The organism is Hydrogenophaga sp. (assembly GCF_036675665.1).
In the GTDB taxonomy this organism is placed as follows: domain Bacteria; phylum Pseudomonadota; class Gammaproteobacteria; order Burkholderiales; family Burkholderiaceae_C; genus Hydrogenophaga.
The window spans coordinates 297371-321821 of sequence record NZ_JAKFEO010000007.1 but is presented as its reverse complement, the minus strand read 5'-3'; the positions used below and the strand labels follow the sequence as shown (position 1 = coordinate 321821).

24 protein-coding genes are annotated in these 24451 nt (G+C 66.6%); 2 read left to right on the top strand and 22 right to left on the bottom strand.

The genetic code is table 11. From position 1 onward, the window contains the following. Positions 1-110: 110 nt before the first annotated feature. From V6M63_RS04310 to V6M63_RS04250, 13 genes are all read right to left on the bottom strand, one after another. Positions 111-938 carry an urease accessory protein UreD gene (locus V6M63_RS04310; RefSeq protein WP_332739798.1) on the bottom strand — a complete coding sequence of 276 codons (828 nt, stop codon included), beginning with the start codon at positions 936-938 and terminating at the stop codon, positions 111-113. Between the two features lie 41 nt (positions 939-979). Beyond that, positions 980-2368, bottom strand: a complete 1389-nt coding sequence (locus tag V6M63_RS04305) for an FAD-binding oxidoreductase (RefSeq protein WP_332739796.1) — start codon at positions 2366-2368, stop codon at positions 980-982. Between the two features lie 72 nt (positions 2369-2440). Beyond that, positions 2441-3394 carry an ABC transporter permease gene (locus V6M63_RS04300; RefSeq protein WP_332739794.1) on the bottom strand — a complete coding sequence of 318 codons (954 nt, stop codon included), beginning with the start codon at positions 3392-3394 and terminating at the stop codon, positions 2441-2443. Next, complete coding sequence (locus V6M63_RS04295) at positions 3391-4194, bottom strand: ABC transporter ATP-binding protein (protein WP_332739792.1); 804 nt, start codon at positions 4192-4194, stop codon at positions 3391-3393. Before V6M63_RS04295 ends, V6M63_RS04300 begins: the two co-directional genes overlap by 4 nt. A gap of 77 nt (positions 4195-4271) precedes the next feature. Next, on the bottom strand, positions 4272-5264 hold the full coding sequence (locus V6M63_RS04290; RefSeq protein ID WP_332739790.1) for an ABC transporter substrate-binding protein: 993 nt from the start codon (positions 5262-5264) through the stop codon (positions 4272-4274). Positions 5265-5312: 48 nt separating this feature from the next. Beyond that, a complete protein-coding gene (locus V6M63_RS04285; RefSeq protein WP_332739788.1) occupies positions 5313-6167 on the bottom strand; it encodes a creatininase family protein in 855 nt (284 codons plus the stop codon). 28 nt (positions 6168-6195) lie between these two features. Then, entirely contained in the window at positions 6196-6666 is a 471-nt protein-coding gene (locus tag V6M63_RS04280) for a RidA family protein (RefSeq protein WP_332740139.1), read from the bottom strand. Then, positions 6663-7970 (bottom strand): amidohydrolase family protein, encoded by a 1308-nt coding sequence (locus V6M63_RS04275; RefSeq protein ID WP_332739786.1) that lies wholly within the window; start codon positions 7968-7970, stop codon positions 6663-6665. The genes V6M63_RS04280 and V6M63_RS04275 overlap by 4 nt, the downstream gene beginning before the upstream one ends. Before the next feature lie 9 nt (positions 7971-7979). Continuing rightward, positions 7980-8567, bottom strand: coding sequence for an NAD(P)H-dependent oxidoreductase (locus tag V6M63_RS04270; RefSeq protein WP_332739784.1), 588 nt, complete (start codon positions 8565-8567; stop codon positions 7980-7982). A gap of 14 nt (positions 8568-8581) precedes the next feature. Continuing rightward, entirely contained in the window at positions 8582-8869 is a 288-nt protein-coding gene (locus tag V6M63_RS04265; RefSeq protein ID WP_332739782.1) for a 2Fe-2S iron-sulfur cluster-binding protein, read from the bottom strand. A gap of 157 nt (positions 8870-9026) precedes the next feature. Continuing rightward, complete coding sequence (locus V6M63_RS04260) at positions 9027-9683, bottom strand: TetR family transcriptional regulator C-terminal domain-containing protein (RefSeq protein WP_332739780.1); 657 nt, start codon at positions 9681-9683, stop codon at positions 9027-9029. A 195-nt stretch (positions 9684-9878) separates the two neighbouring features. After that, on the bottom strand, positions 9879-10379 hold the full coding sequence (locus V6M63_RS04255) for a nucleoside deaminase (protein ID WP_332739779.1): 501 nt from the start codon (positions 10377-10379) through the stop codon (positions 9879-9881). Then, on the bottom strand, positions 10376-11404 hold the full coding sequence (locus V6M63_RS04250; protein WP_332739777.1) for an ABC transporter substrate-binding protein: 1029 nt from the start codon (positions 11402-11404) through the stop codon (positions 10376-10378). The genes V6M63_RS04255 and V6M63_RS04250 overlap by 4 nt, the downstream gene beginning before the upstream one ends. A gap of 288 nt (positions 11405-11692) precedes the next feature. Here V6M63_RS04250 and V6M63_RS04245 point away from each other — a divergent pair, with 288 nt between their 5' ends. Next, positions 11693-12712, top strand: coding sequence for an aromatic ring-hydroxylating dioxygenase subunit alpha (locus V6M63_RS04245; RefSeq protein ID WP_332739775.1), 1020 nt, complete (start codon positions 11693-11695; stop codon positions 12710-12712). A 290-nt stretch (positions 12713-13002) separates the two neighbouring features. Here V6M63_RS04245 and V6M63_RS04240 read toward each other — a convergent pair whose 3' ends face one another. From V6M63_RS04240 to V6M63_RS04200, 9 genes are all read right to left on the bottom strand, one after another. Next, positions 13003-13479, bottom strand: a complete 477-nt coding sequence (locus V6M63_RS04240; RefSeq protein WP_332739773.1) for a nucleoside deaminase — start codon at positions 13477-13479, stop codon at positions 13003-13005. Next, positions 13476-14249, bottom strand: coding sequence for an ABC transporter permease (locus tag V6M63_RS04235; RefSeq protein WP_332739771.1), 774 nt, complete (start codon positions 14247-14249; stop codon positions 13476-13478). The genes V6M63_RS04240 and V6M63_RS04235 overlap by 4 nt, the downstream gene beginning before the upstream one ends. A 13-nt stretch (positions 14250-14262) precedes the next feature. Continuing rightward, positions 14263-15084 (bottom strand): ABC transporter ATP-binding protein, encoded by an 822-nt coding sequence (locus V6M63_RS04230; protein WP_332739770.1) that lies wholly within the window; start codon positions 15082-15084, stop codon positions 14263-14265. 70 nt (positions 15085-15154) lie between these two features. Next, a complete protein-coding gene (locus tag V6M63_RS04225) occupies positions 15155-16186 on the bottom strand; it encodes an ABC transporter substrate-binding protein (protein WP_332739768.1) in 1032 nt (343 codons plus the stop codon). A 547-nt stretch (positions 16187-16733) separates the two neighbouring features. Then, positions 16734-19028 (bottom strand): NADP-dependent malic enzyme, encoded by a 2295-nt coding sequence (locus V6M63_RS04220; protein WP_332739766.1) that lies wholly within the window; start codon positions 19026-19028, stop codon positions 16734-16736. 69 nt (positions 19029-19097) lie between these two features. Then, entirely contained in the window at positions 19098-20345 is a 1248-nt protein-coding gene (locus V6M63_RS04215; protein WP_332739764.1) for a M20 family metallopeptidase, read from the bottom strand. Positions 20346-20351: 6 nt separating this feature from the next. Beyond that, positions 20352-22160 (bottom strand): 2-oxo-4-hydroxy-4-carboxy-5-ureidoimidazoline decarboxylase, encoded by a 1809-nt coding sequence (gene uraD / locus V6M63_RS04210; protein WP_332739762.1) that lies wholly within the window; start codon positions 22158-22160, stop codon positions 20352-20354. A gap of 3 nt (positions 22161-22163) precedes the next feature. Further along, positions 22164-23114, bottom strand: a complete 951-nt coding sequence (puuE, locus tag V6M63_RS04205; protein WP_332739760.1) for an allantoinase PuuE — start codon at positions 23112-23114, stop codon at positions 22164-22166. Between the two features lie 123 nt (positions 23115-23237). Further along, positions 23238-23903: a GntR family transcriptional regulator gene (locus tag V6M63_RS04200; RefSeq protein ID WP_332739758.1), complete on the bottom strand. Its 666-nt coding sequence runs from the start codon at positions 23901-23903 to the stop codon at positions 23238-23240. Positions 23904-23974: 71 nt separating this feature from the next. Between V6M63_RS04200 and uraH the strand changes: the two genes are divergently transcribed. Then, positions 23975-24328, top strand: coding sequence for a hydroxyisourate hydrolase (gene uraH, locus V6M63_RS04195; RefSeq protein WP_332739756.1), 354 nt, complete (start codon positions 23975-23977; stop codon positions 24326-24328). The last annotated feature ends 123 nt before the right edge of the window (positions 24329-24451 follow it).

Sequence of the window (24451 nt, the reverse complement as noted above, 5' to 3'; positions counted from 1 at the left end):
GTTCAGGGCGCGCGGCGTGCTCGCCCATCAATGGCTATCCGATTCTGCTCACGCCGATCCCGTCCTGGTCCACCGATCAGCGGGCGTTTTGCCCCCCAGTTCGGTGCGTTTCAGACCTTCCAGATGCGGGGTGGGGTGCTGTCCAGGGCCCAGGCCTGCGTGCGCAGCGTGGCCCAGATCTGCTGGAACAGCGCCATGAGCGGCTCCACCAGCGGCGCCACGGCGCGCACCACGAGCATGCGCGGGTTGGGGCAGGTGGCACCCACCTGAACGCCGTGCTCACCGCCCAGCACGGCGCGTACCGCCTCCAGCAGGTGTTCGCGACGCTCGCGTGTGATCGGTGTGCCGCAGGCCAGCCAGAGCGTGCCCATGCATTTGTGCCCGTCCAGGCCCAACGGGGATTCGAGCAGGCGCGTGTCGGCCGCGTCGATGCGCGAGCGCTCCAGCCACAGGCCCGGTATCTCCAGGTGCTGCGTGAGGCTGCCGCGGTCGAATGGCTGGCCGGCGGTGGGCAGCCCGAGCGCGCACACGTCCCAGCCGATCATCTCGGCACCCTCGGCCAGCGTGGCATGCCAGCTGTTGAGCGCCAGGCAGCCGGGGTAGGCGATCGCTTCCAGCGGCAGCCATTCGAGCCGGGCGCCTTCGTCCAGCGTGAGCGTGACTTGCTGCGTGGTGGCGGGGCCGTCGGAGCGGTAGAAGCGCGTGGCCCCGGGCGTGGCCAGCAGGCCGTGGGAATGGGGCGCCGCGTGGACGTTGACCTCCAGCACGTCACCGCCCACCAGCCCACCGGGCGGGTGAATGATCACGTTGTGGCAGATGGCGTCGCCTTCCGGGTAGAGGCTCTTGAAGATGCGCAGCGGGCCGGTGTGGCGGTGCTGCAGCACGGTGCGCTGGTCGTCGCGGCGGTAGTTCAGGTCGAGTTGGGCGTGCCAGGGCATGCGGGGAGTTTACGGAAGAGCGATGGCACGCCCCTGGCGCTTCAGGCAGGCACGGGTTCGGCCGGGTGCGGCGCGGGGTCGGGCTTCATCCAGCTGCGCAGCTTGCCGGGGTTGAGCAGGCCTTGTGGATCGAAGCGGTGCTTCATGCGCACCACCGCCGGGTCCAGGTTGTTCTGCTTGCCGTCTTCCACGATGTACACATGCGGGTTGTTGATCTGCACGCCGTGGTCGCGGTAGATCTGCATGATCTGGTTCAGCCGCGCTTCGGTGGTGTAGCGGATCAGTTGCAGGCCGCTGCAGTTGAGTGCGCCCTCCCTGGTGCGCAGGAACTCCAGGTGCATCATCACCTCGCCCGCCAGTTCGGCCTCCAGCGCGCGCACCTGCGCCAGGTTGCGGGTGGGGTCGAAACCGCTCTGGATGTAGGTCAGGCCCTTGTCGACCTTCATGGCCGCCAGCGTGGTGTGGTTCCAGGTGTATTCGAGCAAGGTCTTGTTGCTGGCGGCCACTTCTTCGGCGGATCTGCGGTAGCTCACGGTGCCGCCGTGCTGGGCCACCATGGCGCGCAGGCCGGCTTCCGAATGCGGGGCCACCACCACCAGCACGGCATGGCAGCCCTTGGGCAGGTACTCTGCCAGCGCGGTGAGGTGGTCGGGGATGGGCGCGCCCAGGAAACACACTTCCTTCTTCTCCAGGCCGGGCGCGCTGCTGAAGCGGCTGGCGAAGTCCAGCGCGGCGTCAAAGTCGGTGAAGGTGGCAATGCACTCGGTCCAGGGCACGGCGGTGGTCAGCGCCACTTCCAGCTCCAGCACGATGCCGTTGGTGCCGTAGGTGTGGTGCAGCAGCATGGCCTCGGCACCGCTGAGTTCGATCACCTGCGGTTCGGGCTCCACCGTCATGGCGCGCACGGCGAGCACGTTGCCTGGCGCGGCCAGCGGGCCGTGGTTGATGGAACCCGCCCCGCCAAAGCCACCGCCGAACAGGCCGCCCAGCGTGGCGCTGCGGAAGGTGGAGGGCAGCCAGCGCAATTCCTTGCCGTGCGGCTTCGCCTGGGCGTCGAACTCAGACAGCCGGATGCCCGATTGCGCCCGGCCCACGCTGCCACGCACCCAGCCGAAGGCGTTGTAGCCGCTCATGTCCAGGATCAAGCCGCCTTGCAGCGGAACACACTGGCCGTAGTTGCCGGTGCCGCTGCCGCGCACGGTGATGGGAATGGCGTGGCGCGCGCAGGCCGCCACCACCTGGCGCACCTCTTCTTCGGTGCGCGGGCGCACGGCGATGTCGCCGCGCTTGCCCTGCAGCGCTTCCTTGAGCACCGGGCTGAACCAGGCAAAGTCCTGCGACAGGCGGCCCAGCCGCGTGGGTTCGGTGATCCAGTCCAGCGCGGGCAGTTCGCGGATGAGTTGCTGGACGGCTTCGGTGTGCTGGCTCATGGTGGGCTCCTTGGGGTCGCAGGCCAGCCCGGTGTATCCACCGCAGGCCCGGCGCGACGGGGGTTTCTGAATTCAGTCGTGTGAGGTTTCGCTGGCGTGCCAGCCGCCCAGCGCCTTTTTCGACAACCAGGCCATGGCCACGAACAGCGCCACGCCGGTGAGCGAAATCAGCAACAGGGCCGCGAACATGCGCGGGATGTTGAGCTGGAAGCCGGCCTGCAGGATCTGGTAGGCCAGGCCCGCGCCGGTGCCTCCGGTGCCGGCCACGAATTCGGCCACCACGGCGCCGATCAGGGCCAGCCCGCTGGAGATGCGCAGGCCGCCGAAGAAATAGGGCAGGGCGCTGGGAATGCGCAGCCGCATCAGCGTCTGCAGCCGGGTGGCGCGGTTGAGCTGGAAGTAGCTTTGCAGGTCGGGGTCGACGCTGCGCAGGCCCAGCGTGGTGTTGCTGATGATGGGGAACAGCGCCACCAGCGAGGCGCAGATCACCATGGACAGCGTGGGGTCGCGCACCCAGATGATGATCAGCGGCGCCACCGCCACGATGGGCGTGACCTGCAGCAGCACCGCGTAGGGAAACAGCGCGGTTTCAATGGCCTTGCTCTGCACAAACAGGAAGGAGATCAGCACGCCCGCCACGGTGGCGGCCACGAAGGCCAGCAGCGTGATCCTGACCGTCACGGCCAGCGAGGCGCCCAGCGTGGCCCAGTCGGTCACCAGGGTCTGCATCATCAGCAGCGGCGAAGGCACCAGGTAGGGCGGCAGTTCCAGGCCCGTGACCAGGCCTTGCCACAGCACCAGCAGCACCACGCCCACCAGCAGCGGGTAGGCGACCCGCTGCACCCGGGGCTGAAACAGCAGGGGTTTGGCCACGGCCTGCGTGACACGGGGTTTCGGTTTGGCGGCACTCGGTGTCGCTGGCGGGGGCGTCAAGGGTATGGAGGTGGGCGCAGTGGCGGCTGCATGTGCGTGGGCCGGTGAGCCGGTCTTCAGGTCCGAAGGCGCGGCGGCGGTCAAGGTGTTCATGTCTGTGCCTCCTCGGTGGTCTGGCTGGCGCGCAGCAGGCTGTCCTGCAGCTGCTTGGCGTGGCGCGAAAACTGGGGTGAGACGAGGAAGTCGGGCGTGCGCGGGTAGGGCTCGTCGATGTGGAATTCCTCCACCACACGACCGGGGCGCGCCGCCATCATCACCACGCGGGTGGAGAGGAACACCGCTTCGTGGATGGAGTGGGTGACGAAGATGACGGTGAGCTTTTTCTTGCGCCACAGGTCCAGCAGTTCGGCGTCGAGCTTGTGGCGGGTGATCTCGTCCAGTGCGCCGAAGGGTTCGTCCATGAGCAGCAGGTCGGGCTGGGTGACCAGGCCGCGCGCGATGGACACGCGCATCTGCATGCCGCCCGACAGTGCCCTGGGCAGGTCGCCCGCGAACTTCGACAGCCCCACCAGCGCCAGCGCCTCGTCCACCTGGGCATTGGCCTGGGCCTTTGGCATGCCCGCCAGGTCCAGCGGCAGGCGCACATTGGCCTGCACGCTGGCCCAGGGCATGAGCGTGGGCGACTGGAACACGAAAGCCATCTTCTTGCCGCTGGCCTCCAGCTCTGCCACCGGTTTGCGCCACAGGTGCAGTCGGCCGTCGGTGGGTTCCAGCAGGCCGGCCACCATCTTCAGCAGCGTGCTCTTGCCGCAGCCCGATGGACCGAGCAGGGTGACGAATTCGCCCTCTTCAATGCGGAGGTCGACTGGCAGCAGCGCCTGCGTGCCGTTGGGGTAGGTCTTCTCGACCGAGAGCACTTCCACCGCTGGAGCGGGTGCGTGAACGGAGTTCATGGTTGGCCTTTCGATGAAGGCGGCAGACCGCGCGGGGCCTGCCGCTGTGTCAGGGCGGGGTGTGACTGAGCAGGCGCTCAGGGCATGACCTTCGCGTCCTTGATGAAGGCGGTGTTGTAGGCCTCTTCCATCTTCACCTTGGTGGGGTCGATGAGCTTGGTGGCCACCAGGAAGTCGTAGCTGGCCTTGGCGCGTTCGGGCGTGATGATGCCGATGCCGGCCTTGGTGGCATCACCACCGGTGACCATCTGCAGTTCCTTGAGCTTGCTCACGCTGTAGGCGAGCTGCTCGTCGCTCATGTTGGGGTTGTCCTTCTTGATCAGCGCGTTGCCCGGGGCCGGGTCGGCCAGGTAGCTCTTCCAGCCTTCCATCGTGGCCTTGACGAAGTTGCCCACGGCGGTGCCGCGGTCCTTCACGGTCTTTTCCATGCAGGAGATGGTGGTGGCGTAGGCGGGGTAGCCATGGTCGCTGAACATGAGCGTGTTGGCTTTCACGCCGGCCTTGGCAATGGCGAACGGCTCGGACGTGAGGTAGCCCTGCTGGGCCACGGTCTTGTCGGCCACGAAGGGCTGGATGTTGAAGGTGTAGGGACGTGTCTGCGAATCGGTGAAGCCGTACTTGGCCTTCAGCCAGGGCCAGTAGCCACGCTGGGCGGACGATGCGATGAGGATGGTTTTGCCCTTGAGGTCTTCGAACTTGGTCACGTCTTCGTGCGCGATCAGCACCTGCGGGTCTTTCTGGAACACGGCGGCCAGTGTCACCACGGGCACGCCACCCTCGCGCATCTGGATCATCTGCAGGTCGCTCGAACCCATCACGCATTCGGCCTGGCCGGCGGCCATCATCTGCACGATGTTGACCTGCGGGCCGCCCATCTTGATGGCCACGTCCAGGCCGTATTTCTTGTAGATGCCGGTGGCCACCGCCTGGTAGAAGCCGCCGTGTTCGGCCTGGGCGTACCAGTTGGTCATGTAGGTGAATTTTTCCTGTGCCTGGGCGGTGCTGGCGGCACCCATGCCCAGCAGCAAGGCAGACGCGATGGCGATGAGGCGAGAGGCGGATTTCTTCATGGCAGGCTCCGGTGGGGTTGGAACAGAGGGAAGGGCAACGGGGAAGGTTCAGGGCGCGGTCTGCACGTGGCCGGTGTGCTGGGCGCGGCCCCAGGTGGGCTCGGCGCGCGGTGCCCATTCCAGGGTGTGCAGTTCGGTGATGGCGGTGGCCCAGCTGTCGGCGAGCGAATCCAGGATGGCCAGGCCCTGCTCGGCGGTGGCGGGCAGGGGGTCGCCGATGATCCCGCTGGGGCCGAAGTCGCGCGCGCTCCAGGCACAGGCGGGCCGGCCGTCGGGCGAGAGCAGGGCCGAGGGGAAGGCGGGCGGGTAGTTCACCACCGCGCGGTCCATGCGCACGGTCTCGGGCGCCAGCGCCAGCATGAGCGCGGTCTCGGCGTGGCCGGCGTGCATGGACAGCTTCTTTTCCTTGTCGGAGAGGTACTGTCCCGCCACGTGCGGCACGCGCCAGGTGAAGCTGGGCACCACGATGAAGTCGCCGTGGCGCAGCCGCAGTTCGCGCGCGGACATCTCCATCACCTGCGGCTGACCGCCGTGGCCGTTGACGATGAGCAGCTTGCGAAAGCCGGCGCGGTAGACCGACTCGCCCACTTCGTTCATGGTGGCCAGCAGGGTCTCGCCGCTGAGCGTGACGGTGCCGGGAAAGTGCAGGTGCTCTTCGGACTTGCCGTAGGTGATGGGCGCCATGGCGTAGGCCGGCACGGATTCGGGCAGGCGCGCCAGCGCATGGCCGATCACGCCGGCGGCGATCACGGTGTCCACCGCGCAGGGCAGGTGCGGCCCGTGTTGTTCGGTGGCGCCGGTGGGCAGCACGATCACGGTGTTGGCCTTGTCGGGCAGGTCGGCGATTTCGGTCCAGCTCAGGTAGGGCAGGAAGCGAAGGGGTGGGTTGTAGCCATGCAGCATGTGGGTGTTCTCTCTCGAAGGGTTGGGATCAACGCAAAGGCAACCAGGCGGTGGCTTCGACCTCGATCAGGATGTCGGCCGTGGGCAGCATGGCGCTGACCTCCACCACGGTGGAGGCTGGCGGTTCGCCCGGAAAAAACAGCTTGCGCACCTGGCTGTAGCGCGGAAAGTGGTCCAGGTGCCTGAAGTACTGCACCAGCTTGAACACGTCGCTCATCTGGCCGCCCGCGGCTTCGATGGTTCGCCGGATGCTGTCGAGCACGTACCAGCTCTGCGCCAGGATGGGGCCGTCCTTGATGTCGCTGCTGAATTCGCCGGTGCGCCCGATCAGCGTGGCGGCCTCCATGGGGATGTCGTCGTAGCCGCGCACGATGCGCCCGGCCGCGGGGTCCACCGCGATCACGCCGGAGAGGAACACGAAGTCCCCTGCGCGGCGCCATGCGGCGTAGCGGGCCAGCGGCTGGGCGATGCCGGTGGCGGGTGTGGATGCAGAGGTCATGGCAGACATGGGGCTTCCTGGGTGAGGCTCTCCGGTTTCCACTGGGCAGGCACCAGGCCGCTGGTGACACGCCCGCCGCGCAGCACCACGCGCGGCTGGCTGCGCGAGGGAAATCCCCAGGCGTCCGCCGCGGTGAACACCAGCAGATCGGCGGTGTCGCCACGCTGCAGCGGCAACGTCGCTGGACCGCGGCGCAACCAGTCGCTGCGGCACAGCGATTCGGACCAGCGGTCGAACGGTGCGTCGAGCTGGGCGGCCGTGACGCCGGCGGCCAGGGCCTCCAGCGGGTCGAAGCTGCCCACGGGGCAGAACGGGTCCTGCACGTTGTCGCTGGCCACCAGCACCGGAATGCCACGCTCGCGCGCTTCCTTCACCAGCGTGATGCCGCGCTGGCGTGGTGTGCGGCCGGTGGTGGCGTCTTGCAGCAGCAGGTTGGTGATGGGCAGGGTGACCAGGGTGATGGGCGCTTGCGCCACCGCATCGAGCGTGGCCAGCGCGTTGGCTTCGTCCTGCGCGGCCAGCGCACAGGTGTGGCCGCAGACCACATGGCCATCGAATCGCAGGTCCTGCAACAGGGCGGCCGTGGTGGCCAGGCCGCAGGCGGCGGGGTTGAGCTCTTCGTCCACGTGCAGGTCCACGTTCAGCACGTGCCGCTGTGCGGCTTCGAACAGGTGGCGCAGGGCCTGTGGGTCCCAGTTGGTGGAATGCACGAAGCCGCCCAGCAGCGCGCCGGGCCCGCTGCGCGCCACGGTGGCGGCCAGTGCCAGCGCGGTGTCGCGATCGGCGTACAGGTGCAGCGGGATCAGGCTCACGCGCTCCAGCGTGAGGCGGTCTGCCCAGTCGTGCGCCAGTTCGCGCAACACCGACCAGGCCAGCGGTTGGCCTTCTGGCTCCCACCAGTCGCAGTGGGTGCGCAGGTGGGTCACGCCGGCGTCGAAAGCCCATTGCAGGGCGCGGCCGGCGCGCTCGTGCACGTCGGCTTCGGTCCAGCCGCGGCGGTCCACCATCATGGCTTCGATGGCGCCCAGCAGACCCGGTTGCACCGTGTCCATGCGCGGCAGGGTGAAGGCCTTGTCCAGGTGGGTGTGTGCGTCCACCAGGCCGGGCAGCACCAGCGCGCCGTTCAGGTCCCAGCCGTTGGTGGTGTTTTTGCTCGTCGGCAGGTGGGGCTGAACGCTCTGCACGCGGCCTTCGGCGAGGTGCAGGTCGGCCAGCGCGGGCTGCGAGCCAGTGGCGGGCCATGCGTGCGGCAGCAGCCAGCGCGGCAGCCTGGCGCGTCTCAGAAGGATGGGTGCGAGGGCCATGTCCATGGCTCAGGCGAAGCGCGCCATCGCGCGGCCCACGCGCTGGCGGAACGCGTCCAGCCGGGGGGTGGTGGCCACGTTCATGTGGTAGCAGGCGTGGTAGTCCACGCGGGCCCGCCCGCCGGTGAGCAGTCGCATGTAGCGGGTGACCGACTTGCGCGGAGGGTCGCCCATGAGCAGCGCGGTCCAGCGGGCACGGCCGTAGGTCACCACCGCCGAAATGCGCCTGATGTGGGTGAGCGATGGCTTGACGTTGTTCGGGTCGCTGATGTCGAAGGCCACACCGGGCATGAGCACGCGGTCGAAGAAGCCCTTGAGCATGGCGGGCATGCCGAAGCACCAGGTGGGGAAGCAGAACACCACCGCTTCGGCCCTCAGCAGCCGGTCCACATAGCGCTGCACCGGCACGCGGTTGCCGGGCACTTCGTGGTAGCCCAGGCGTTCCTCGCGCGAGAGCACGGGGTCGAAACCCTCGGCATACAGATCGCAGTCGTCCACCTCGTGGCCCGCGCTGCGCAGACCGGCCAGCACTTCGGTGTGCAGGGCGGCGTTGTAGCTGGTTTCCACCGGGTGGCAATAGATGACGAGCACGCGCATGGGTGGTTCCTGGCTCAGAGGTCGAGGGTCAGGCGTTCGCTGCGGCTGCGTGCACAGCACACGGTGAGGTGGGTGCGGCGTTCGTCTTCGCTCAGGCAGCTGTCGTGGTGCTCGGGATCGCCGTCGAGCCAGCGCGTCACACAGGTGCCGCACACGCCCTGTTCGCACACGGTGTCCACCGCCACGCCCGCCAGGTGCAGCACATCGGCCATGTTCTCGCCCGATGCCACGACCAGTTCGCGCTGGCTGCGCGCCAGCACGAGGGTGAAGGCTTCGAGGGCGGTGGTCTCGTTGAGGGGCATGGCGGACTGGAATTTGGCGAATGTTTGAACGATTGGTCAAACTTTCGCAAGTGCCGTGCCAGCCTCGCGGATGGGCCTGGGGCCATCGCGGACGCCTGAAGCGCCCGCACGTGCACCACGGGCGGGCCGCGGTCGCGATTCGGGGGGCGTGGGTGCGTCAGTCTGGTGCGAGACCGCAGCCGAGCAGCACAAATGTGGTGAGCTCGCGGGCGATGGGTTCGCGGTCCAGCGGTTCGTCCGGGCCCAGACCCAGCATCACCTGCACCTGCACGCTGTAGTCGGCGAAGTGCTGGGTCATGCCCCAGATCTGCATGAGCAGCAGGCGCGCGTCCAGTGGACGCAGCCGCCCCTCGGTGATCCAGCGATTGATCATGTTCACCTTCTGCTCGGTGGACTTCACCGCCACCGGCCAGTAGCGACCCAGGTTGCGCCCGCCGCCCAGCACCTCGCTGGTGAAGATGCGCGAGAGGCCTGGGTTGTCCAGCGCGTAGTCCAGCTTCTTGCGCACGTAGTGGCTCAGCACGTATTTCGGATCGTCGCTCTCGATGGCGAATTCGAATGCGCTCGACCAGCCGTTGAGCACCGAATACAGCAGGTCTTCGTACAGCTCCTCCTTGCTGTTGATGTAGTAGTGCAGGTGGGGCTTCGTCAGCCCGGCGCGCTCGGCAATGGCCTTGGTCGAGGCGCCCTTGAACCCGTGGCGGCTGAATTCGGTGATGGCGGCCTCGCGGATGGCGGCCAGCATGCGCTCACGCCCCAGCTTGCCTCGTCCAGCGCGGTTGTCGGGGATGGCGTCGTCTTCGGGTGCGGTCATATGGGGTGAGGTGCCGGAAGAGGCAGAAGTTCGGCGGGGAGGTCGAGGCTGGCAGGATAACGCGATGTATTCCGGTGCCGGGCGCCTGCACTGCTCCACCGACACCAACAATGCCCGCCATGCCCAGCGTCCCCCGCAGAACTGCGGAACCCGCATCGGGGGCGATCGCCGTCACGTCCGGTCGCACGTGACGGGTCACCCCGGTTTCCAGAAACCCGTGTGTATGTCGCTGGCCTCGTCGATCAACACCGGCCCGATGCATTCGATCGGGTGCGGTGACGCGTTGAACACGTCGCGGCACGAGAGTTCGGCGTCGCGCTGCTCGGCGCGTTCGCCGCGGAACACGCGCAGGCGCACCGCGTCGATGCCGAACACCACGCGCCCGATGTTGCTCCAGAAGATGGCGCCGGCGCACATCACGCAGGGCTCGGCCGACGAGTAAAGCGTGGCACGAGCGAGCGTCTCGCGGTCCACCACCGGGCTCACCTGACGCACCGCATTGGTCTCGGCGTGGCCGGTGCAGTCGCCGGTCTCGTTGGTGTTGCACCAGGCCTCGGCCAGCACGCGGCCGTCGTCGGCCACCACCACCGCGCCGAACGGCCGGTTGCCACGGTCGCGCGCCACACGCGACCAGGCGATGGCCTGGCGCAGGTACAGGCCGTCGCGTTCGTTGATCGGTGTTTCCGCGTCCATCATGCTTTCACCACCCGCTGACTGGGGGCAGGCAGCATGGCGCGGTTGAACAGGCCTTCCACACCCGGTCGCACCTTCAGGCCATACACGCTGACCACTTCATCCACCTGCTGCTCCAGCGTGCGCTTGAGCACGTCGCCCAGGCCGTGGCTCCGGGTGTCGGGCGCGGCGATGTACTGCTGCGTGATGCGCCAGCGCTCCAGCTCCACCGCTTCGCTCAGGATGGGTTCACGCACCTTGGTGGCCGCAATGGCGGCGGCCGGGTCGGCCATGCTCTCCAGAATGGCGCGGTTGGTCGCGCGCAGGAAACCGGCCACGGCGGCCGGGTTCTGCGTGGTCATGGCGTTGCTCGCGAGGATCGCGTTGCCATAGAGGTTCACGCCGGCCTGCTGGTATTGCAGGATGGAGAGCTCGTCGAGCTTCATGCGCGCGAACAGCGACACGGCGGAATCGTGGAAGTAGGTGGCACCGTCCACGTCGCCACGCACCACCACGTTGTCGCGCGAGGCGAAGTCGGTGGTGGCCCACTGGAAGTAGTCGTCCTTCACGCGCAGCTTGCGCGCCACCATGGGCCAGGCGCGGCGCGTGGACTCGACGGCCGCGGCGGCGATCTTCTTGCCTTCGAGGCTGCGGAAATCGGTGGTGATGCCGCGGTCCTTGCGGCCGATGATCGCGAACGGTGCGCGGTTGTAGTACTGGTACACCGCCTGCACCAATGGCGTTCCGCTCTGGCTGGCCTGGAACTCGATCAGCGAGCTGATGTCGCCCAGGCCCATCTGGTACACGCCGCTGGCGATGCGCGTGATGGACGCCACCGAGCCCGCCCCCACATCGATGCTCACGTCCAGGCCTTCGTCCTTGTAATAGCCGCGCTGCTGTGCGAGGAAGAAGGGCGAGGTCTGGCCGGTGATGCGGAAATCGAGCGTGAACTTGATGGGGGTGAGTTTGGGTGCCGACTGGCTCCAGACGGCAGGCGCGCCCAGCGAGGCGAGGGCGGCAGAGGATGCGATGAAGAGGCGGCGTTGCATGGTGGGCTCCAGAAAAATGGACTTGTTCCAACCCGCTGCGCCGTTGGGGCACAGGGGACGTACAAGAGCAATTTCCGGGTGGGTGACAGGGCACCCACTGAACGCTTCTACTCTGCAAGGCGGTCTCATGCACGAGCCATGCCAACAGGGATTCTTCAAAACGGTGCGTCGCCATGGCCTGTGTTTTGCTAGCATCCCCACCCAGAGTAGAAGCGTTCAGCCCCGCGCCATGCGGAGCAGGAAATTGCTCTTGAGATTCCTCAAGCCATTTCTTTCAGGAGCGCTTCCATGCTGGTCACCCAACAGCCCGTCTTCCGCCGTTACTGGCACGCCGTCATGCCGCTGAGCCTGCTGGCCGACGGCCCCAAGCCCTTCACCCTGCTGGGTGAAAACATCGTTCTCTTTCTCGACGAACACGGCGAGCCCGCCGCGTTGAAAGACCGCTGCTGTCACCGCACCGCCAGGCTGAGCAAGGGTTGGTGCAAGGACGGCAACATCCAGTGTGGGTATCACGGCTGGGTGTACAACCGCAACGGTCGCGTGATCATGATTCCGCAGTACCCGGCCGATCGCGAAATCCCCAAGGACTACGGCACCACGGCCTACCACTGCACGGCGCGCTACGGCTATGCGTGGGTGGCGCTGGAAGACCCGGTGGCCGACATGCCGTTGATACCGGAGTTCGAAGCGGATGGCTGGCGCACCATCTTCCAATTCTACGAAACGTGGAACACGAGCCCGGTGCGCGCGCTGGAAAATTCGTTCGACAACTCGCACTTCAGCTTCGTGCACCGCGCCACCTTTGGTGTGGCCGCCTCACCGGCGCCGAGCAAATACGAGCTGGTGGAGAACGATGCCGGCTTTTATGCCGAGACGGTGATCGACGCAGCGAACCCGGAGCGGTTCCAGCGCATCAGCGGCGTGAAGGACGCGATCACGCAGCGTCACATGCGCAACGCGTACTACCAGCCGTTCTCGCGCCGGCTGGACATCGAGTACCCGAGCGGCATTCGCCACATCATCATCAACGCCTTCACGCCCATCGACGACGGACGCATGCAGTTGTGCCAATGGCTGTTCCGCAACGACACGGAGGCCGACTGCCCGGCGAAGATGCTGATCGATTTCGACGACGAGATCACGCGGGAAGACAAGGACATCCTCGAATCCACCGACCCGGATGCGGTGGTGGATCTGCGTCGTCGTGGTGTGGAGTATTCGATGGACTCGGATCGGCCCGGGATTCTGATTCGTCGTCGGTTGATGGCTCTCTTGTCTGCTGCTGGTGAGGCGGAGGTTCATCGCTGAGGTTCTTGTGCCTGCACCTCGCGGGCTCGCGGGCGCGGTGTGCGCTGCTCCGCGGCTGTCCCCCGGCGGCTGGAGCCGCCTCCTCCTTTATGCCGCTGCGCAGCACACACCGCGCCCGCGAGCCGAAGTGACGTTGGCTCAACCACAGACCGAGTGCCAACGAGGTCATCGGCGGCCATGGGGCACGGCGCAGCGGCATAAAGGAGGAGCCCGGGGCGCAGCCCCGGGCGGGGGACAGCCGCGGAGCCGTGCCCCGTGGTCGCCGATGACCGGACCAGCCGGAGAGCAACCTAACGAGAAGCCCAAAAGCCGAGATGCGGCTCCAACATCTCAGCCTCCAAAGAAGCCACAGGCCCAATGACCTCAACAGACTTCTGCCCCCGAGCCAACACCTCACGACAAGGCAAGGACAAGGTGGGGTTCTCTTCATGGCTGCCGGTGAGCGCAAGCAAGGCCTCTTCACTCGCCCCGTACACCACCCGCCCGATGTTGGCCCAGTAAATCGTGCCGGTGCACATGGCACACGGCTCGAAGGTGGTCACCAGCGTGCAGCGCGCCAGGTACTCCCCCGGCCAGTTGTCCGCCGCCGCGCGTGCCAACGTGGACTCTGCGTGATTCACCGTGTCGATGTTGCCCTGCTCGGCCAACACCGTCTCGTCATCAGGCGCCACCAGCAAGGCACCAAACGGATGGCGGCCCATGCTCGCCGCGCGTCGCGCCACCTCGTTGGCGCGGCGAAGGTGCCTGGCGATCTGGTCCGGACTCATGTGTTTTGCGAACCGCGGTGCGCCCAACCCGTGGTGTGCTTCTCGATGAAGCTGAACAGCTCGTACATCGCCATGGCCATGGCGCCCACCACCAGCAGACCGCTGAAGGCCAGGCCCATCTGCATCGACGAACCGGCCGAGATCAGCAAGTAACCGATGCCTTCGTTGGACGCCGTCATCTCCGACACCGTGGTGCCCACAAAAGCCAGCGTGATCGCGACCTTGAGCGAGCCGAAGAAATAGGGCATGGAGCGCGGCAGGCCCACCTTCGTCAACACGTCCCAGCGCTTGGCGCCCAGCACGCGCAACACGTCCTCCAGCTCGGGCTCCAGCGTGGCCAGGCCGGTGGCGATGTTCACCATGATGGGGAAGAAGCTGATGAGGAAGGCCGTGAGGATGGCCGGGCCCACACCGATGCCGAACCACACCACCAGGATGGGCACGAAGGCCGCCTTGGGCAGGGCGTTGAAGGCCGTCATGAGCGGGTAGACCGCCGCATAGGCCAGGCGCGAGCTGCCGATGAGGAAACCCAGCAGGACACCGACCACGATGGCGATGCCGAAGCCCGCCATGGTCACCCAGTAGGTGCGCCAGGCGTGGCCGAGGATGGTGGTCTTGTGTTCCAGCGTCTGTTCCCAGATGCGCGAGGGGCTCGGGAAGATGAATTCGGAGACGCCGAACCCGCTGGTGATGACTTCCCAGATCACGATGATGGCCAACAGCAGCAAAAACGGCGACCAGCGCTCCATCTGTTTTTTGTTCAGGTTCATGGCGTGGTTCCGTTCACTGGTTGACAGGGGTGCGCATGGCCCCGATGTGGCCCCGGAGTTCGAGCACGATGTCTGAAAATTCTTTGGTGTACGTGACCTCCAGGTCGCGCGTGCGCGGGATCGGGATCTCGCGCTGCACCACGAAGCGGCCCGGGCTCTTGCTCATGCAGTACACCGTGTCGGCCAGAAACACCGACTCGCGCAGGTCGTGCGTGACCAGGATGACGTTGAAGCGCTGCGCCTCCCACAAGTCGCGCAGCGTGCACCAGAGTTCTTCGCGGGTGAAGGCGTCGAGCGCGCCGAAGGGCTCGTCAAGCAGCAGCATCTTGGGTTCGTGGATCAGCGCGCGGCAGATGCTGGCGCGCTGCTGCATGCCGCCCGAAAGCTCCCACGGAAACTTCTTCTCCATGCCGCCCAGGCCCACGCTGGCCAGCAGGCGGCCGGCGCGTTCCACGTATTCCTTGCGCCGGTCCTTGAACTGGCTGCGGTAGGGCTCGACGATCTCCAGCGGCAGCAGCACGTTGTCCAGCGTGGTGCGCCAGGGCAGCAGCGAAGGCGCCTGAAACGCCATGCCCGAGATCTTCAGCGGGCCGGTGACGGGCTGGCCGTCGATGCGGATCTTGCCCATGCTGGGCATCTTCAGCCCGGTGGTGAGCTTCATGAAGGTGGACTTGCCGCAGCCCGAAGGGCCGACGATGGCGATGAACTCACCCTGCTTGACCTTGAGGTTGATGTCTTCGACGGCAAAGATGTTCTTCGCCAGCAAGTCGTCGTTGTAGGCCAGCCAGACCTGGTCGAAATCGACGAAGGGCGCGGTGCTGGAGGTGTCTTGCATGGGTCTTCCTGAAAAAAAGGCCAGCCGCCGCAGGGTGGCTGGCCTGGGCCAGAGGGGCTGGTCTTCGGCCTTATTTCTTCGCGGGCGGCAGCACGTTGAGCTCGGCGGCGGTGGGCAGCATGGAGCCGTTCCAGATCTTGGCGGGATCGACGCGGGTCTTGGTGCCATAGGCATCGGAGACTTGCGAAGCCATCAGCGCCAGACGACCGGGCACGACCTGGCCAAAACCTTCCTTGCGTGCGTCGGGGCTGGCCACCACCGCGTCGATGGCGAGCTGCAGGCGGCGCGTCTCCAGCGGCACGTTGATGATGCCGTCGCGCGCCTTCACGGTCTCGATCGAGGCCGCGGGGTTGGCCATCACGTCTTTGGCACCCTTGGCAAAGGCGGAGAGAAACGCCTTCACGGCGGCCGGGTTTTCGGCGATGAGCTTGGGCGAGGCGATGATCGCGTTGCCATAGAGTTTCACGCCGTTGTCGGCGTAGTTCATGACGACCACGTCCTCGGCTTTCACGCCACGTGCTTCGAGGTTGAGCAGCGAGGTGAACGAGAAGCCGGTGATGGCGTCGATGTCGCCGCGCACCAGCATGGTTTCGCGCAGCGGTGGATCCATCGAGGTCCAGGCCACGTTGCCGATGTTGTTGGCCTTCTGGAAGATCGGGAAGCCCTTGCGACCGGCGTCGAACACCGGCGCGCCGAGTTTCTTGCCGTTGAGGTCGGCGGGCTTGGTGATGCCGCTCTTCTTGAGCGCGAGCACGGCGGCCGGCGTGTTGTTGTAGACCATCATCACGGCGACCGGCTTGTTCGGGGCGTCCGGGTTGTTGGCGTGGAACTCCATGAGGGCGGCCATGTCGGCAAAGCCGATGTCGTAGGTGCCCGAGGCCACGCGGGTGACGGTGCCGCCCGAGCCGTTGCCGGAGTCGATCGTCACGTCCAGGCCGGCGGCTTTGAAGTAACCCTTGGCAGCGGGCTGCAGGAACAGCGCGGCCGGGCCTTCGAAGCGCCAGTCGAGCTGGAACTTGATGGGGGTCTGGGCCTGGGCGGTGCCCATGGCGGCCAGGGTCGCCAGGGCGGCGGCGGTCTGGATGAAGTGGCGTTTGTTCATGGGTTCTCCTGTGGGGTGAGGGGTTGCAAGGGTCCGGGGATGGAGCGCCCAGGCATGTTTCTTCATCAGCAATAAGGGTGCCAGCGGTGCATACCCTTGGAAACAGGTGTTTGGACGCGGTTTGAACACAGAATGTGTATACAGATTCTGATTTCCGGGGTCGGGCACGTCTACATGGGTAACCCTGAATGGTGCGCACCAGATTGGGGTGCACCATGTATGGGAATTTTGCCTGGTTCCGGTCATCGGCGACCACGGGGCACGGCTCCGCGAATGTCCCCCGGGGCCTTCGGCCCCTCCTCCTTTATTTCGCTGCGCCGTGCCCCATGGCCGCCGATGACCTCGTTGGCACTCGGTCTGTGAGTGAGCCAATGTCACCTCGGCTCGCGGGCGCGGTGTGCGCTGCGCAGCGGCATAAAGGAGGAGGCGGCTCCAGCCGCCGGGGGACAGCCGCGGAGCAGCGCACGCCGCGTCCGCGAGCCCGCGCGGTGCAGGCACGAAAAAAAAGTGACGCGTGGCGCCCCCTTGCAGTGCACACCGCAAGCGTTCAGGCTCTGGCCACACCCTGCGCACTGGCCGCCGCAAGCGCAGTCATGTTGAGCACACGGCGCACCGTGGCCGCTGGCGTGAGGATGTGCACCGTGCCGGCCGATCCCATGAGGATGGGGCCCACCGTGACGCCACCGCTGGCGGTGGTCTTCATCACGTTGTAGAGGATGTTGGCCGCATCGAGGTTGGGGCAGATCAGCAGGTTGGCCGATCCCTTGAGGGTGGTCTCGGCCAGGTAGGCGCTGCGGATTTCGGGCTGCAGCGCGGCGTCGCCGTGCAACTCGCCGTCGCACTCGATCTCGGGGTGCGCGGCCACGAACAGGTCGCGGGCCTGCGCCATCTTGCGGGCCGATGCACGCTTGCTGGAGCCATAACTCGAATGCGAGAGGAAGGCGATCTTGGGCGGCAGACCGAAGCGCTGCACTTCCTGCGCGGCCATCCAGGCGATCTCCGCCAGCTCTTCGGCCGACGGCAGCTCGTTCACATAGGTGTCGGCGATGAACAGCGGGCCACGGTCGGTCATGAGCGCGTTGACCGAGGCATAGAGCCCCGCGCCGTCGCGGCGCCCGAGCACGTGGTCGATGCGCTCCAGGTGCGTCATGTAGCCGCCCACCAGACCGCAGATGAGCGCGTCGGCGTCACCGAGCGAGAGCATGAGCGAGCCGATGATGGTGTTGGAACGCCGCACCGCCGCTTTGGCGACCTCGGGCGTGGCGCCTGCGCGGCCCATGAGCTGGTGGTAGTGCTCCCAGTACTGGCGAAAGCGCGGGTCGTCCTCGGGGTTCACGTTCTGCACGTCCTGCCCGAGCTTCATGCGCAGGCCGGCTTTGGCAATGCGCGCTTCGATCACGGCCGGGCGCCCGATGAGGATGGGCAATGCCAGCTGGTCGTCGATCGCCATCTGCGCTGCGCGCAGCGCGCGCTCGTCCTCGCCATCGGCGTAGGCCACGCGTGCCTTGTTCGGCAAGCTCTTGGCCGCGTTGAAGATCGGCTGCATCAGGATGCCGGTCTGGTAGACGAAGCGGCTGAGTTCCTGCCGATAGGCGTCCATGTCCTTGATGGGCCGCGTTGCCACACCGGAGTCGGCCGCGGCCTGCGCCACGGCGGGTGCAATGCGCAGGATCAGCCGCGAGTCGAACGGCTTGGGGATGATGTAGTCGGGGCCGAAGGAGAGGTCTTGCCCGGCATAGGCGTTGGCCACTTCCTCGCTGGTCTCGCTCTTGACCAGATCGGCGATCTGGCGCACGCAGGCCAGCTTCATTTCTTCCGTGATCTTGGTGGCACCGCAGTCGAGTGCGCCACGGAAGATGTAGGGGAAACACAGGACGTTGTTGACCTGGTTCGGGTAGTCGCTGCGGCCGGTGGCGATGATGCAGTCGGGCCGCACGGCCTTGGCCAGCTCGGGCCGGATCTCGGGTTCGGGGTTGGCCAGCGCGAGGATGATGGGCTTGCTGCCCATGCTCTTGACCATCTCGGCGGTGAGCACGCCCGGCGCCGAGCAGCCCAGGAACACGTCGGCACCGTTGACCGCATCGGCCAGCGTGCGCAGTTGCGTCTTCTGCGCGTAGCGCGCCTTCGATTCGTCGTAGCCACCGGGACGACCCTCGTACACGACGCCCTTGGAGTCGCAGACGAAGATGTTCTCGCGCGACACACCCAGGCCGACCATCACATCCAGGCAGGCGATGGCGGCGGCGCCCGCGCCGCTCACGGCGAGCTTGACCGCGCCGATGTCCTTGCCCACCAGCTCCAGTCCATTGAGCAGGGCGGCGGCCGAGATGATGGCGGTGCCGTGCTGGTCGTCGTGGAACACCGGAATGCCCATGCGCTCGCGCAGCTTCTTCTCGATGTAGAAGCACTCGGGTGCCTTGATGTCTTCGAGGTTGATGCCGCCCAGCGTGGGCTCGAGCGCGGCAATGATCTCGACCAGCTTGTCCGGGTCCTTTTCATCCAGCTCGATGTCGAACACGTCGATGCCGGCGAACTTCTTGAACAGGCAGCCCTTGCCTTCCATCACCGGCTTGCTGGCCAGCGGGCCGATGTCGCCCAGGCCCAGCACGGCCGTGCCGTTGGTGATCACGCCAACCAGGTTGCCGCGGCTGGTGTATTCGGCCGCCAGCCTGGGGTCGGCCTCGATGGCCAGGCAGGGGTAGGCCACGCCGGGGGAGTAGGCCAGCGAGAGATCGCGCTGGTTGGACAGGGGCTTGATGGGGTTGACGGCGATCTTGCCCCGACGCGGCAGGCGGTGGTATTCAAACGCGGCTTCGCGCAGGGCTTCTTCGGCGGGTGTCATGGCTGTCTCTCCTGTGGCCGTTGTTGTGGATTCATTGTGCCCCCGGCCAGGGCTCGTGCAATTCGGGTTTCAGCTGGGTTGCAGGAGCTCGAACAGCGTGCGCGCGATCACCTTGGTGGCGCGGCGCAGGTCTTCCAGCAGCAGATTTTCGTCAGCGCGCTTGGCGTTCGATTCGCGCACCGTGCGCGGGCCAGCGCCGTAGATCACACCGGGGATGCCGTGTTCGCCGTAAATGCGAACGTCGGTGTAGAGCGGCGTGCCCACGGCGGGTATGGCTTCACCGAACACCGCCTGGCCGTGCTTCTGGATCGCCTGGACCAGCGGCTGGTTGCCGGGCAGGGGTTTGAGTGCGCGCGCCAGCAGGATGCGCTTCACATCGACGCGGATCGCGCGGCCACCGCGTGGCGGGTTGTAGTTGGCCGCCGCCTGCTCGATGGTGTGGCGCAGCGCGGCTTCCACCTCGGCCGGATCTTCCTCGGGGATCATGCGGCGGTCGATCTTGAGCACGACCTTGCCGGGGATCACATTGGTGTTGGTGCCGCCGCTGATCTGGCCCACGTTGAGATACGGGTGTGTGATGCCCTCGACGCTGGACGTGACTTTCAGGTAGTCGGCATTGAGCGCGTAGAGCGCGTTGAGGATGTGCGTCGCACCTTGCAGCGCGTCGGTGCCGCTGTCGGGAATGGCGGCGTGCGCCATGTCGCCGTGCACCGTCACCTCCAGTTGCAGGCAGCCGTTGTGCGCCACCACCACCTGGTAGCTGAAGCCGGCGGCGATCATCAGGTCGGGCTTGGTCAGGCCCTTCTTCAGCAACCAGTCGGGGCCGACCTCGCCGCCGTATTCCTCGTCGTAGGTCACGTGCAGTTCCACGCCACCGGCCAGCCTGGCGCCCAGCGATTCGAGCGCGCGGATGGCGAAGGTGAAGCTCGCGATGTCGCACTTGCTGACCGCCGTTGCACGGCCGTAGATCTTGCCGTCCTGGATCTCGCCACCGTAGGGGTCGTGCGTCCAGCCTTCGCCGGGCGGCACCACGTCGCCATGCGCGTTGAGCGCGATGGTCTTGCCCGGTCCATAGGGGCGGCGCACGATCAGGTTGGTGATGCTCTGCAGGCCGGCGGCCTGCACCTCGGCGGCGGGCACGGCGTGCTTCTCGGCCTGCAGGCCCATGGCGGCGAGCAGCTCGGCCGTGCGCTCGGCGTGCGGCGCGTTGTTGCCCGGCGGGGTGTCGGTGGGCACGCGCACGAGTTCCTGCAGGAAGCGCACCTCCTCGTCGAAGTGGGCGTCGATCCAGGCATCCAGTTGTTGGTCGGTGGTCATGTGGCTTCAGTGCTTGTGTTCGGTGGCGAGTTGTTCGAGCAGGTGCGAGAAGGCGTTCACGCACAGCTCCATGTCGTCGCTGGTGGTGGACTCCAGCGGGTTGTGGCTGATGCCGCTGTTGAGGCCGCGCACGAAGAGCATGGCCTGCGGCATCACTTCGTGCAGCTTCATCGCGTCGTGGCCGGCGCCGCTGGGCATGCGGTGCAACGGCACGCCGAGTGCGGCCACGGCGCGTTCCCAGCGGGCCTGCCAGGCGGGCGCGCTGGGCGCGGCGGCGGCGCGCATGGTTTCTTCGGTTTTGAGGCCGATGCCACGGCGCTCGCAGATGGCGCGCAGCTGCCCGAGGATGTCGCGTTCCAGTGCGTCGCGCTGTGCATTGCTGGGCGCGCGCAGGTCGAGCGAAAACACGCATCGGCCCGGCACCACGTTGATCGAGCCGCCCGGCACCTGCAGCATGCCGATGGTGGCGACCGAGTCACCATCGGCCGCGGCGCGCTGCTCGGCATGGAGCGCGAGTTCGGCCACGGCGCTGGCGGCATCGCGCCGGCGGTTCATGGGCGTGGTGCCGGCGTGGCTGGCCATGCCGATGGCTTCGCACAGGTAACGCACGCTGGCGTTGATGGAGGTGACCACGCCCAGCGGCAGGTCCATCTCGTTGAGCACCGGGCCCTGCTCGATGTGCACCTCGACGAAGCCGAGGTAGTTCGACGGGTCGCGCCTGAGCGCACCGATGGCCTCCAGCGTGGCGGGCAGGCCGGCGTGCTGCATGGCCGCGCGCATGGTCACGCCATCGGCATCCTGCTGGTCGAGCCAGGCCGGGTTGAAGTGGCCGGTGAGTGCGCCCGAGCCGAGGAAAGTGGCCTTGTAGCGCTGGCCTTCCTCTTCGGCAAAGCCCACCACCTCGATGGCGAAGGGCAGGCGTCTGCCAGCCGCGTGCAACCGTTTCACGCAGGCCATGGGCACGAAGATGCCGAGGCGCCCGTCGTACTTGCCACCGTTGCGCACGGTGTCGAAATGGCTGCCGGTCAGAAGTGTCTTCACTCCCTCTCCCTCTGGGAGAGGGTTGGGGTGGGGGCCCGCGTGGTAGTGCCCCACCACATTCCCCACTGCGTCAATGTTCACCTCGTCAAACCCGCACTCGCGCATGCGCACCACCAGGTCGGCGGCACAGGCGCGGTGTGCGTCGGTCAGGTAGGTCACGGTGAGTTGGCCCTGTTCCGCGAACCCGGGATCGCTGTGGCGCGCGAGGTCTTCGTGCCAGTCCCAAACCTCGTTGCCGAGCACGGGCTCGAAGCCGAACTTGTCGTTCAACCGGATCTCGGCGATGCGGTGGATGTTGCGCAGGCACTCGGCGCGTTCGAAGTCCACCGGGTTGCCCAGGCGGCGTTCAAAGGTGGCGATGATTTCGCGCTTGGCCAGGCCCATGCCACGTGGACCGCGCACGGCCAGGATGAACGGGAAGCCGAACCTGGTGTTGTATTGCGCGTTGAGCTGCTGGATGTGCGCGAACTCTTCGGGCGTGCAGTTCGTGAGCCCGGCCCTGGTCTGCTCGTGGGTCGATTCGGCGGTGAGCGACTGGCTCACCATGGCCTTGCCCGCGAGTTCGGGGTGGGCGCGGATCAACGCCAGCTGCGCGTTCACGCTCGCGTGGGCCAGCACCGTCACCATGGCGTGCTTGAGCGCGGCCAGCGAGGCAAACGGGCGTTGCGTCAGCGCCTGCTCGGCGATCCAGGGCGAGTGTTCGTAAAGACCGTCGAGCAGGCGCAGCGCCTCGGCAGGGTCGGCACTGTTGAGTTGTTGCAGGGTGAGGCTCATGGGTCAGACGGGTGCCGGGTGGTGTTGCTGCCAGTGGCGGGCGATGTCGATGCGCCGCGCCACCCACACGTGGTCGTGCTGCGCGATGTGGTCCAGGAAACGCTGCAGCGCGGTGATGCGCCCGGGCTTGCCGAGCAGGCGGCAGTGCATGCCGATGCTCATCATCCTGGGGCGGTCCAGGCCGGCCGGGTCGCCTTCGGCATACAGCACGTCGAAGCTGTCCTTGAGGTACTGGAAAAACGGATCGGCATGCGAGAAGCCCTGCGGCAGCGCAAAGCGCATGTCGTTGCAGTCCAGCGTGTAGGGCACGACGAGCTGGTGCGCATCGCTGCCATCGGTCTTGCGCACCTTCATCCAGAACGGCAGGTCGTCGCCGTAGTAGTCGCTGTCGTATTCGAAGCCACCGAAGTCGGCCACCAGGCGGCGCGTGTTGGGGCTGTCGCGCCCGGTGTACCAGCCCAATGGCCGGCTGCCGGTGAGCTTTTCGATGAGCTGCATGGCTTGCGCCATGTGGGCGCGCTCGGTCGCTTCGTCCACGTTCTGGTAGTGGATCCACTTGAGTCCATGGCAGGCGATGTCGTGTCCCAGTTCCTTGAAGGCGGCGGTCACGTCCGGGCTGCGTTGCAGGGCTGTGGCCACGCCGAACACGGTGAGCGGCAGGCCGCGGCGCTCGAACTCGCGCAGGATGCGCCAGACGCCGGCGCGCGAGCCGTACTCGTAGATGCCTTCCATGCTGATGTGGCGCGCGGGAAAGGCCGCGGGGTTGAACATTTCCGAGAGGAACTGCTCGGACGCGTCGTCGCCATGCAGCACGCTGTTCTCGCCACCTTCCTCGTAGTTCAGCACGAACTGCACGGCGATGCGCGCGCCGTTTGGCCAGCGCGCGTGCGGCACATCGCGGCCATAGCCGGCCAGGTCGCGCGGGTATTGACGCGTGGAGTCGTAAATGGTCATGGGCTCAGCAACTGAAGGGGAGTCAATTGGGAACGCCGCGGAACCGGCTTTGCCGGGCCGCAGGTGTTGCCCCCTTGAGGGGGTCACGGCCCGCAGGGGCGGGGCGGGGGTAGGCCATCACTGTCATGACAAGGCCATCGAGATGTCGTTGGTGGGCACCTTGCGGTCGAAAGTCAGGTTCTCCTCGACGTGCAGCAGGTGCTCGTTCATCAGGCGCACGGCCAGTGCCTCGTCGCGTGCGGCCAGCGCCTTCACGATGTCGGCGTGTTCGTCGTTCGAATGCTCGGCGGCCTGGTTGCTCTGGTACATGAGGGTGATCAGCGCGCAGCGCGAGATGAGTTCGCGCAGCAGTTCGGCCAACACCCGGTTGCCCATGAGCTCGGCCATGCGCACGTGGAAGTCGCCCAGCAGCTCGGTGCGCCCGGCCACGTCCTCGTTGTTCACCGCGAGCTTTTCCTGCGCCACGTGTTCACGCAGCGCCTTGATCTTGGCGTTGGTCACGGTCTTCACGAAGGCGCGCGTCATCTCCGCCTCCAGCATGCGCCGCACCGCAAACACCTGCTGCGCTTCCTCCACCGACGGCGCGGCCACAAAGGCGCCGCGCGCGGGCTCCAGGCGGATCAGCCGGTTCTGCGACAGCTGGAACAAGGCCTGGCGCACCAGGGTTCGGGAGACGCCGAAATGGTCGGCGAGCTTCTGCTCGGCCAGTTTGGTGCCCGGGTGCAGTCGGTGCTCGACGATGGCCTTGGTGAGCGACTCGACGATGTGCAGGGTGCTGGAGGTTTCCATGGAATCATCATATCCAGAAAAACAAAAAGTGTATACACTTTCAGTCGACTGCACATATTCAAAGGACGACCATGGGCTTGAGTACACACGTTCTGGACACCATGCACGGCTGCCCCGCCGCCGGCATGCAGGTGGAACTGCACACCACGCAAGGCGACCAGTCCACGCTGGTCAAACGTTTCGTGTTGAACCAGGATGGGCGCAACCCCGATGGCCCGCTGTACGACAACGCGAGCCTGAAGGTGGGTACCTACAGGCTGGTGTTCGACGTGAAGGGGTACTTTGCCGCCCGGGGCGTGGCTTTGCCGGAGCCGAACTTTCTCAACCGGGTTTCGCTGGACTTCGGCGTGGCGCACACCGACCAGCATTACCACGTGCCGTTGCTGGTGAGCCCCTGGAGCTATTCCACGTACAGGGGGAGTTGACGCTGCACCCCCCGCGCCGCCTGCGGCGTCACCCCCCAAGGGGGGCGATGCAAGTGGCCTGGCGGAGCCAGTTCCACCGCATCCTGGGCGTGGGAGACAGTTCGCGCCGGAGAAAGTGCCTGA

Excerpts from the sequence above, each read along its gene's own strand:
- V6M63_RS04230 (WP_332739770.1), bottom strand. The coding sequence starts at position 15,084 with ATGCAAGACACCTCCAGCACCGCGCCCTTCGTCGATTTCGACCAGGTC.
- V6M63_RS04240 (WP_332739773.1), bottom strand. The coding sequence starts at position 13,479 with ATGAGTCCGGACCAGATCGCCAGGCACCTTCGCCGCGCCAACGAGGTG.
- V6M63_RS04295 (WP_332739792.1), bottom strand. The coding sequence starts at position 4,194 with ATGAACTCCGTTCACGCACCCGCTCCAGCGGTGGAAGTGCTCTCGGTC.
- V6M63_RS04225 (WP_332739768.1), bottom strand. The coding sequence starts at position 16,186 with ATGAACAAACGCCACTTCATCCAGACCGCCGCCGCCCTGGCGACCCTG.
- V6M63_RS04280 (WP_332740139.1), bottom strand. The coding sequence starts at position 6,666 with ATGACCTCTGCATCCACACCCGCCACCGGCATCGCCCAGCCGCTGGCC.
- V6M63_RS04275 (WP_332739786.1), bottom strand. The coding sequence starts at position 7,970 with ATGGCCCTCGCACCCATCCTTCTGAGACGCGCCAGGCTGCCGCGCTGG.
- uraH (WP_332739756.1), top strand. The coding sequence starts at position 23,975 with ATGGGCTTGAGTACACACGTTCTGGACACCATGCACGGCTGCCCCGCC.
- V6M63_RS04255 (WP_332739779.1), bottom strand. The coding sequence starts at position 10,379 with ATGATGGACGCGGAAACACCGATCAACGAACGCGACGGCCTGTACCTG.
- V6M63_RS04250 (WP_332739777.1), bottom strand. The coding sequence starts at position 11,404 with ATGCAACGCCGCCTCTTCATCGCATCCTCTGCCGCCCTCGCCTCGCTG.
- V6M63_RS04260 (WP_332739780.1), bottom strand. The coding sequence starts at position 9,683 with ATGACCGCACCCGAAGACGACGCCATCCCCGACAACCGCGCTGGACGA.
- puuE (WP_332739760.1), bottom strand. The coding sequence starts at position 23,114 with ATGACCATTTACGACTCCACGCGTCAATACCCGCGCGACCTGGCCGGC.
- uraD (WP_332739762.1), bottom strand. The coding sequence starts at position 22,160 with ATGAGCCTCACCCTGCAACAACTCAACAGTGCCGACCCTGCCGAGGCG.
- V6M63_RS04200 (WP_332739758.1), bottom strand. The coding sequence starts at position 23,903 with ATGGAAACCTCCAGCACCCTGCACATCGTCGAGTCGCTCACCAAGGCC.
- V6M63_RS04265 (WP_332739782.1), bottom strand. The coding sequence starts at position 8,869 with ATGCCCCTCAACGAGACCACCGCCCTCGAAGCCTTCACCCTCGTGCTG.
- V6M63_RS04270 (WP_332739784.1), bottom strand. The coding sequence starts at position 8,567 with ATGCGCGTGCTCGTCATCTATTGCCACCCGGTGGAAACCAGCTACAAC.
- V6M63_RS04220 (WP_332739766.1), bottom strand. The coding sequence starts at position 19,028 with ATGACACCCGCCGAAGAAGCCCTGCGCGAAGCCGCGTTTGAATACCAC.
- V6M63_RS04290 (WP_332739790.1), bottom strand. The coding sequence starts at position 5,264 with ATGAAGAAATCCGCCTCTCGCCTCATCGCCATCGCGTCTGCCTTGCTG.
- V6M63_RS04245 (WP_332739775.1), top strand. The coding sequence starts at position 11,693 with ATGCTGGTCACCCAACAGCCCGTCTTCCGCCGTTACTGGCACGCCGTC.
- V6M63_RS04300 (WP_332739794.1), bottom strand. The coding sequence starts at position 3,394 with ATGAACACCTTGACCGCCGCCGCGCCTTCGGACCTGAAGACCGGCTCA.
- V6M63_RS04285 (WP_332739788.1), bottom strand. The coding sequence starts at position 6,167 with ATGCTGCATGGCTACAACCCACCCCTTCGCTTCCTGCCCTACCTGAGC.
- V6M63_RS04235 (WP_332739771.1), bottom strand. The coding sequence starts at position 14,249 with ATGAACCTGAACAAAAAACAGATGGAGCGCTGGTCGCCGTTTTTGCTG.
- V6M63_RS04305 (WP_332739796.1), bottom strand. The coding sequence starts at position 2,368 with ATGAGCCAGCACACCGAAGCCGTCCAGCAACTCATCCGCGAACTGCCC.
- V6M63_RS04215 (WP_332739764.1), bottom strand. The coding sequence starts at position 20,345 with ATGACCACCGACCAACAACTGGATGCCTGGATCGACGCCCACTTCGAC.
- V6M63_RS04310 (WP_332739798.1), bottom strand. The coding sequence starts at position 938 with ATGCCCTGGCACGCCCAACTCGACCTGAACTACCGCCGCGACGACCAG.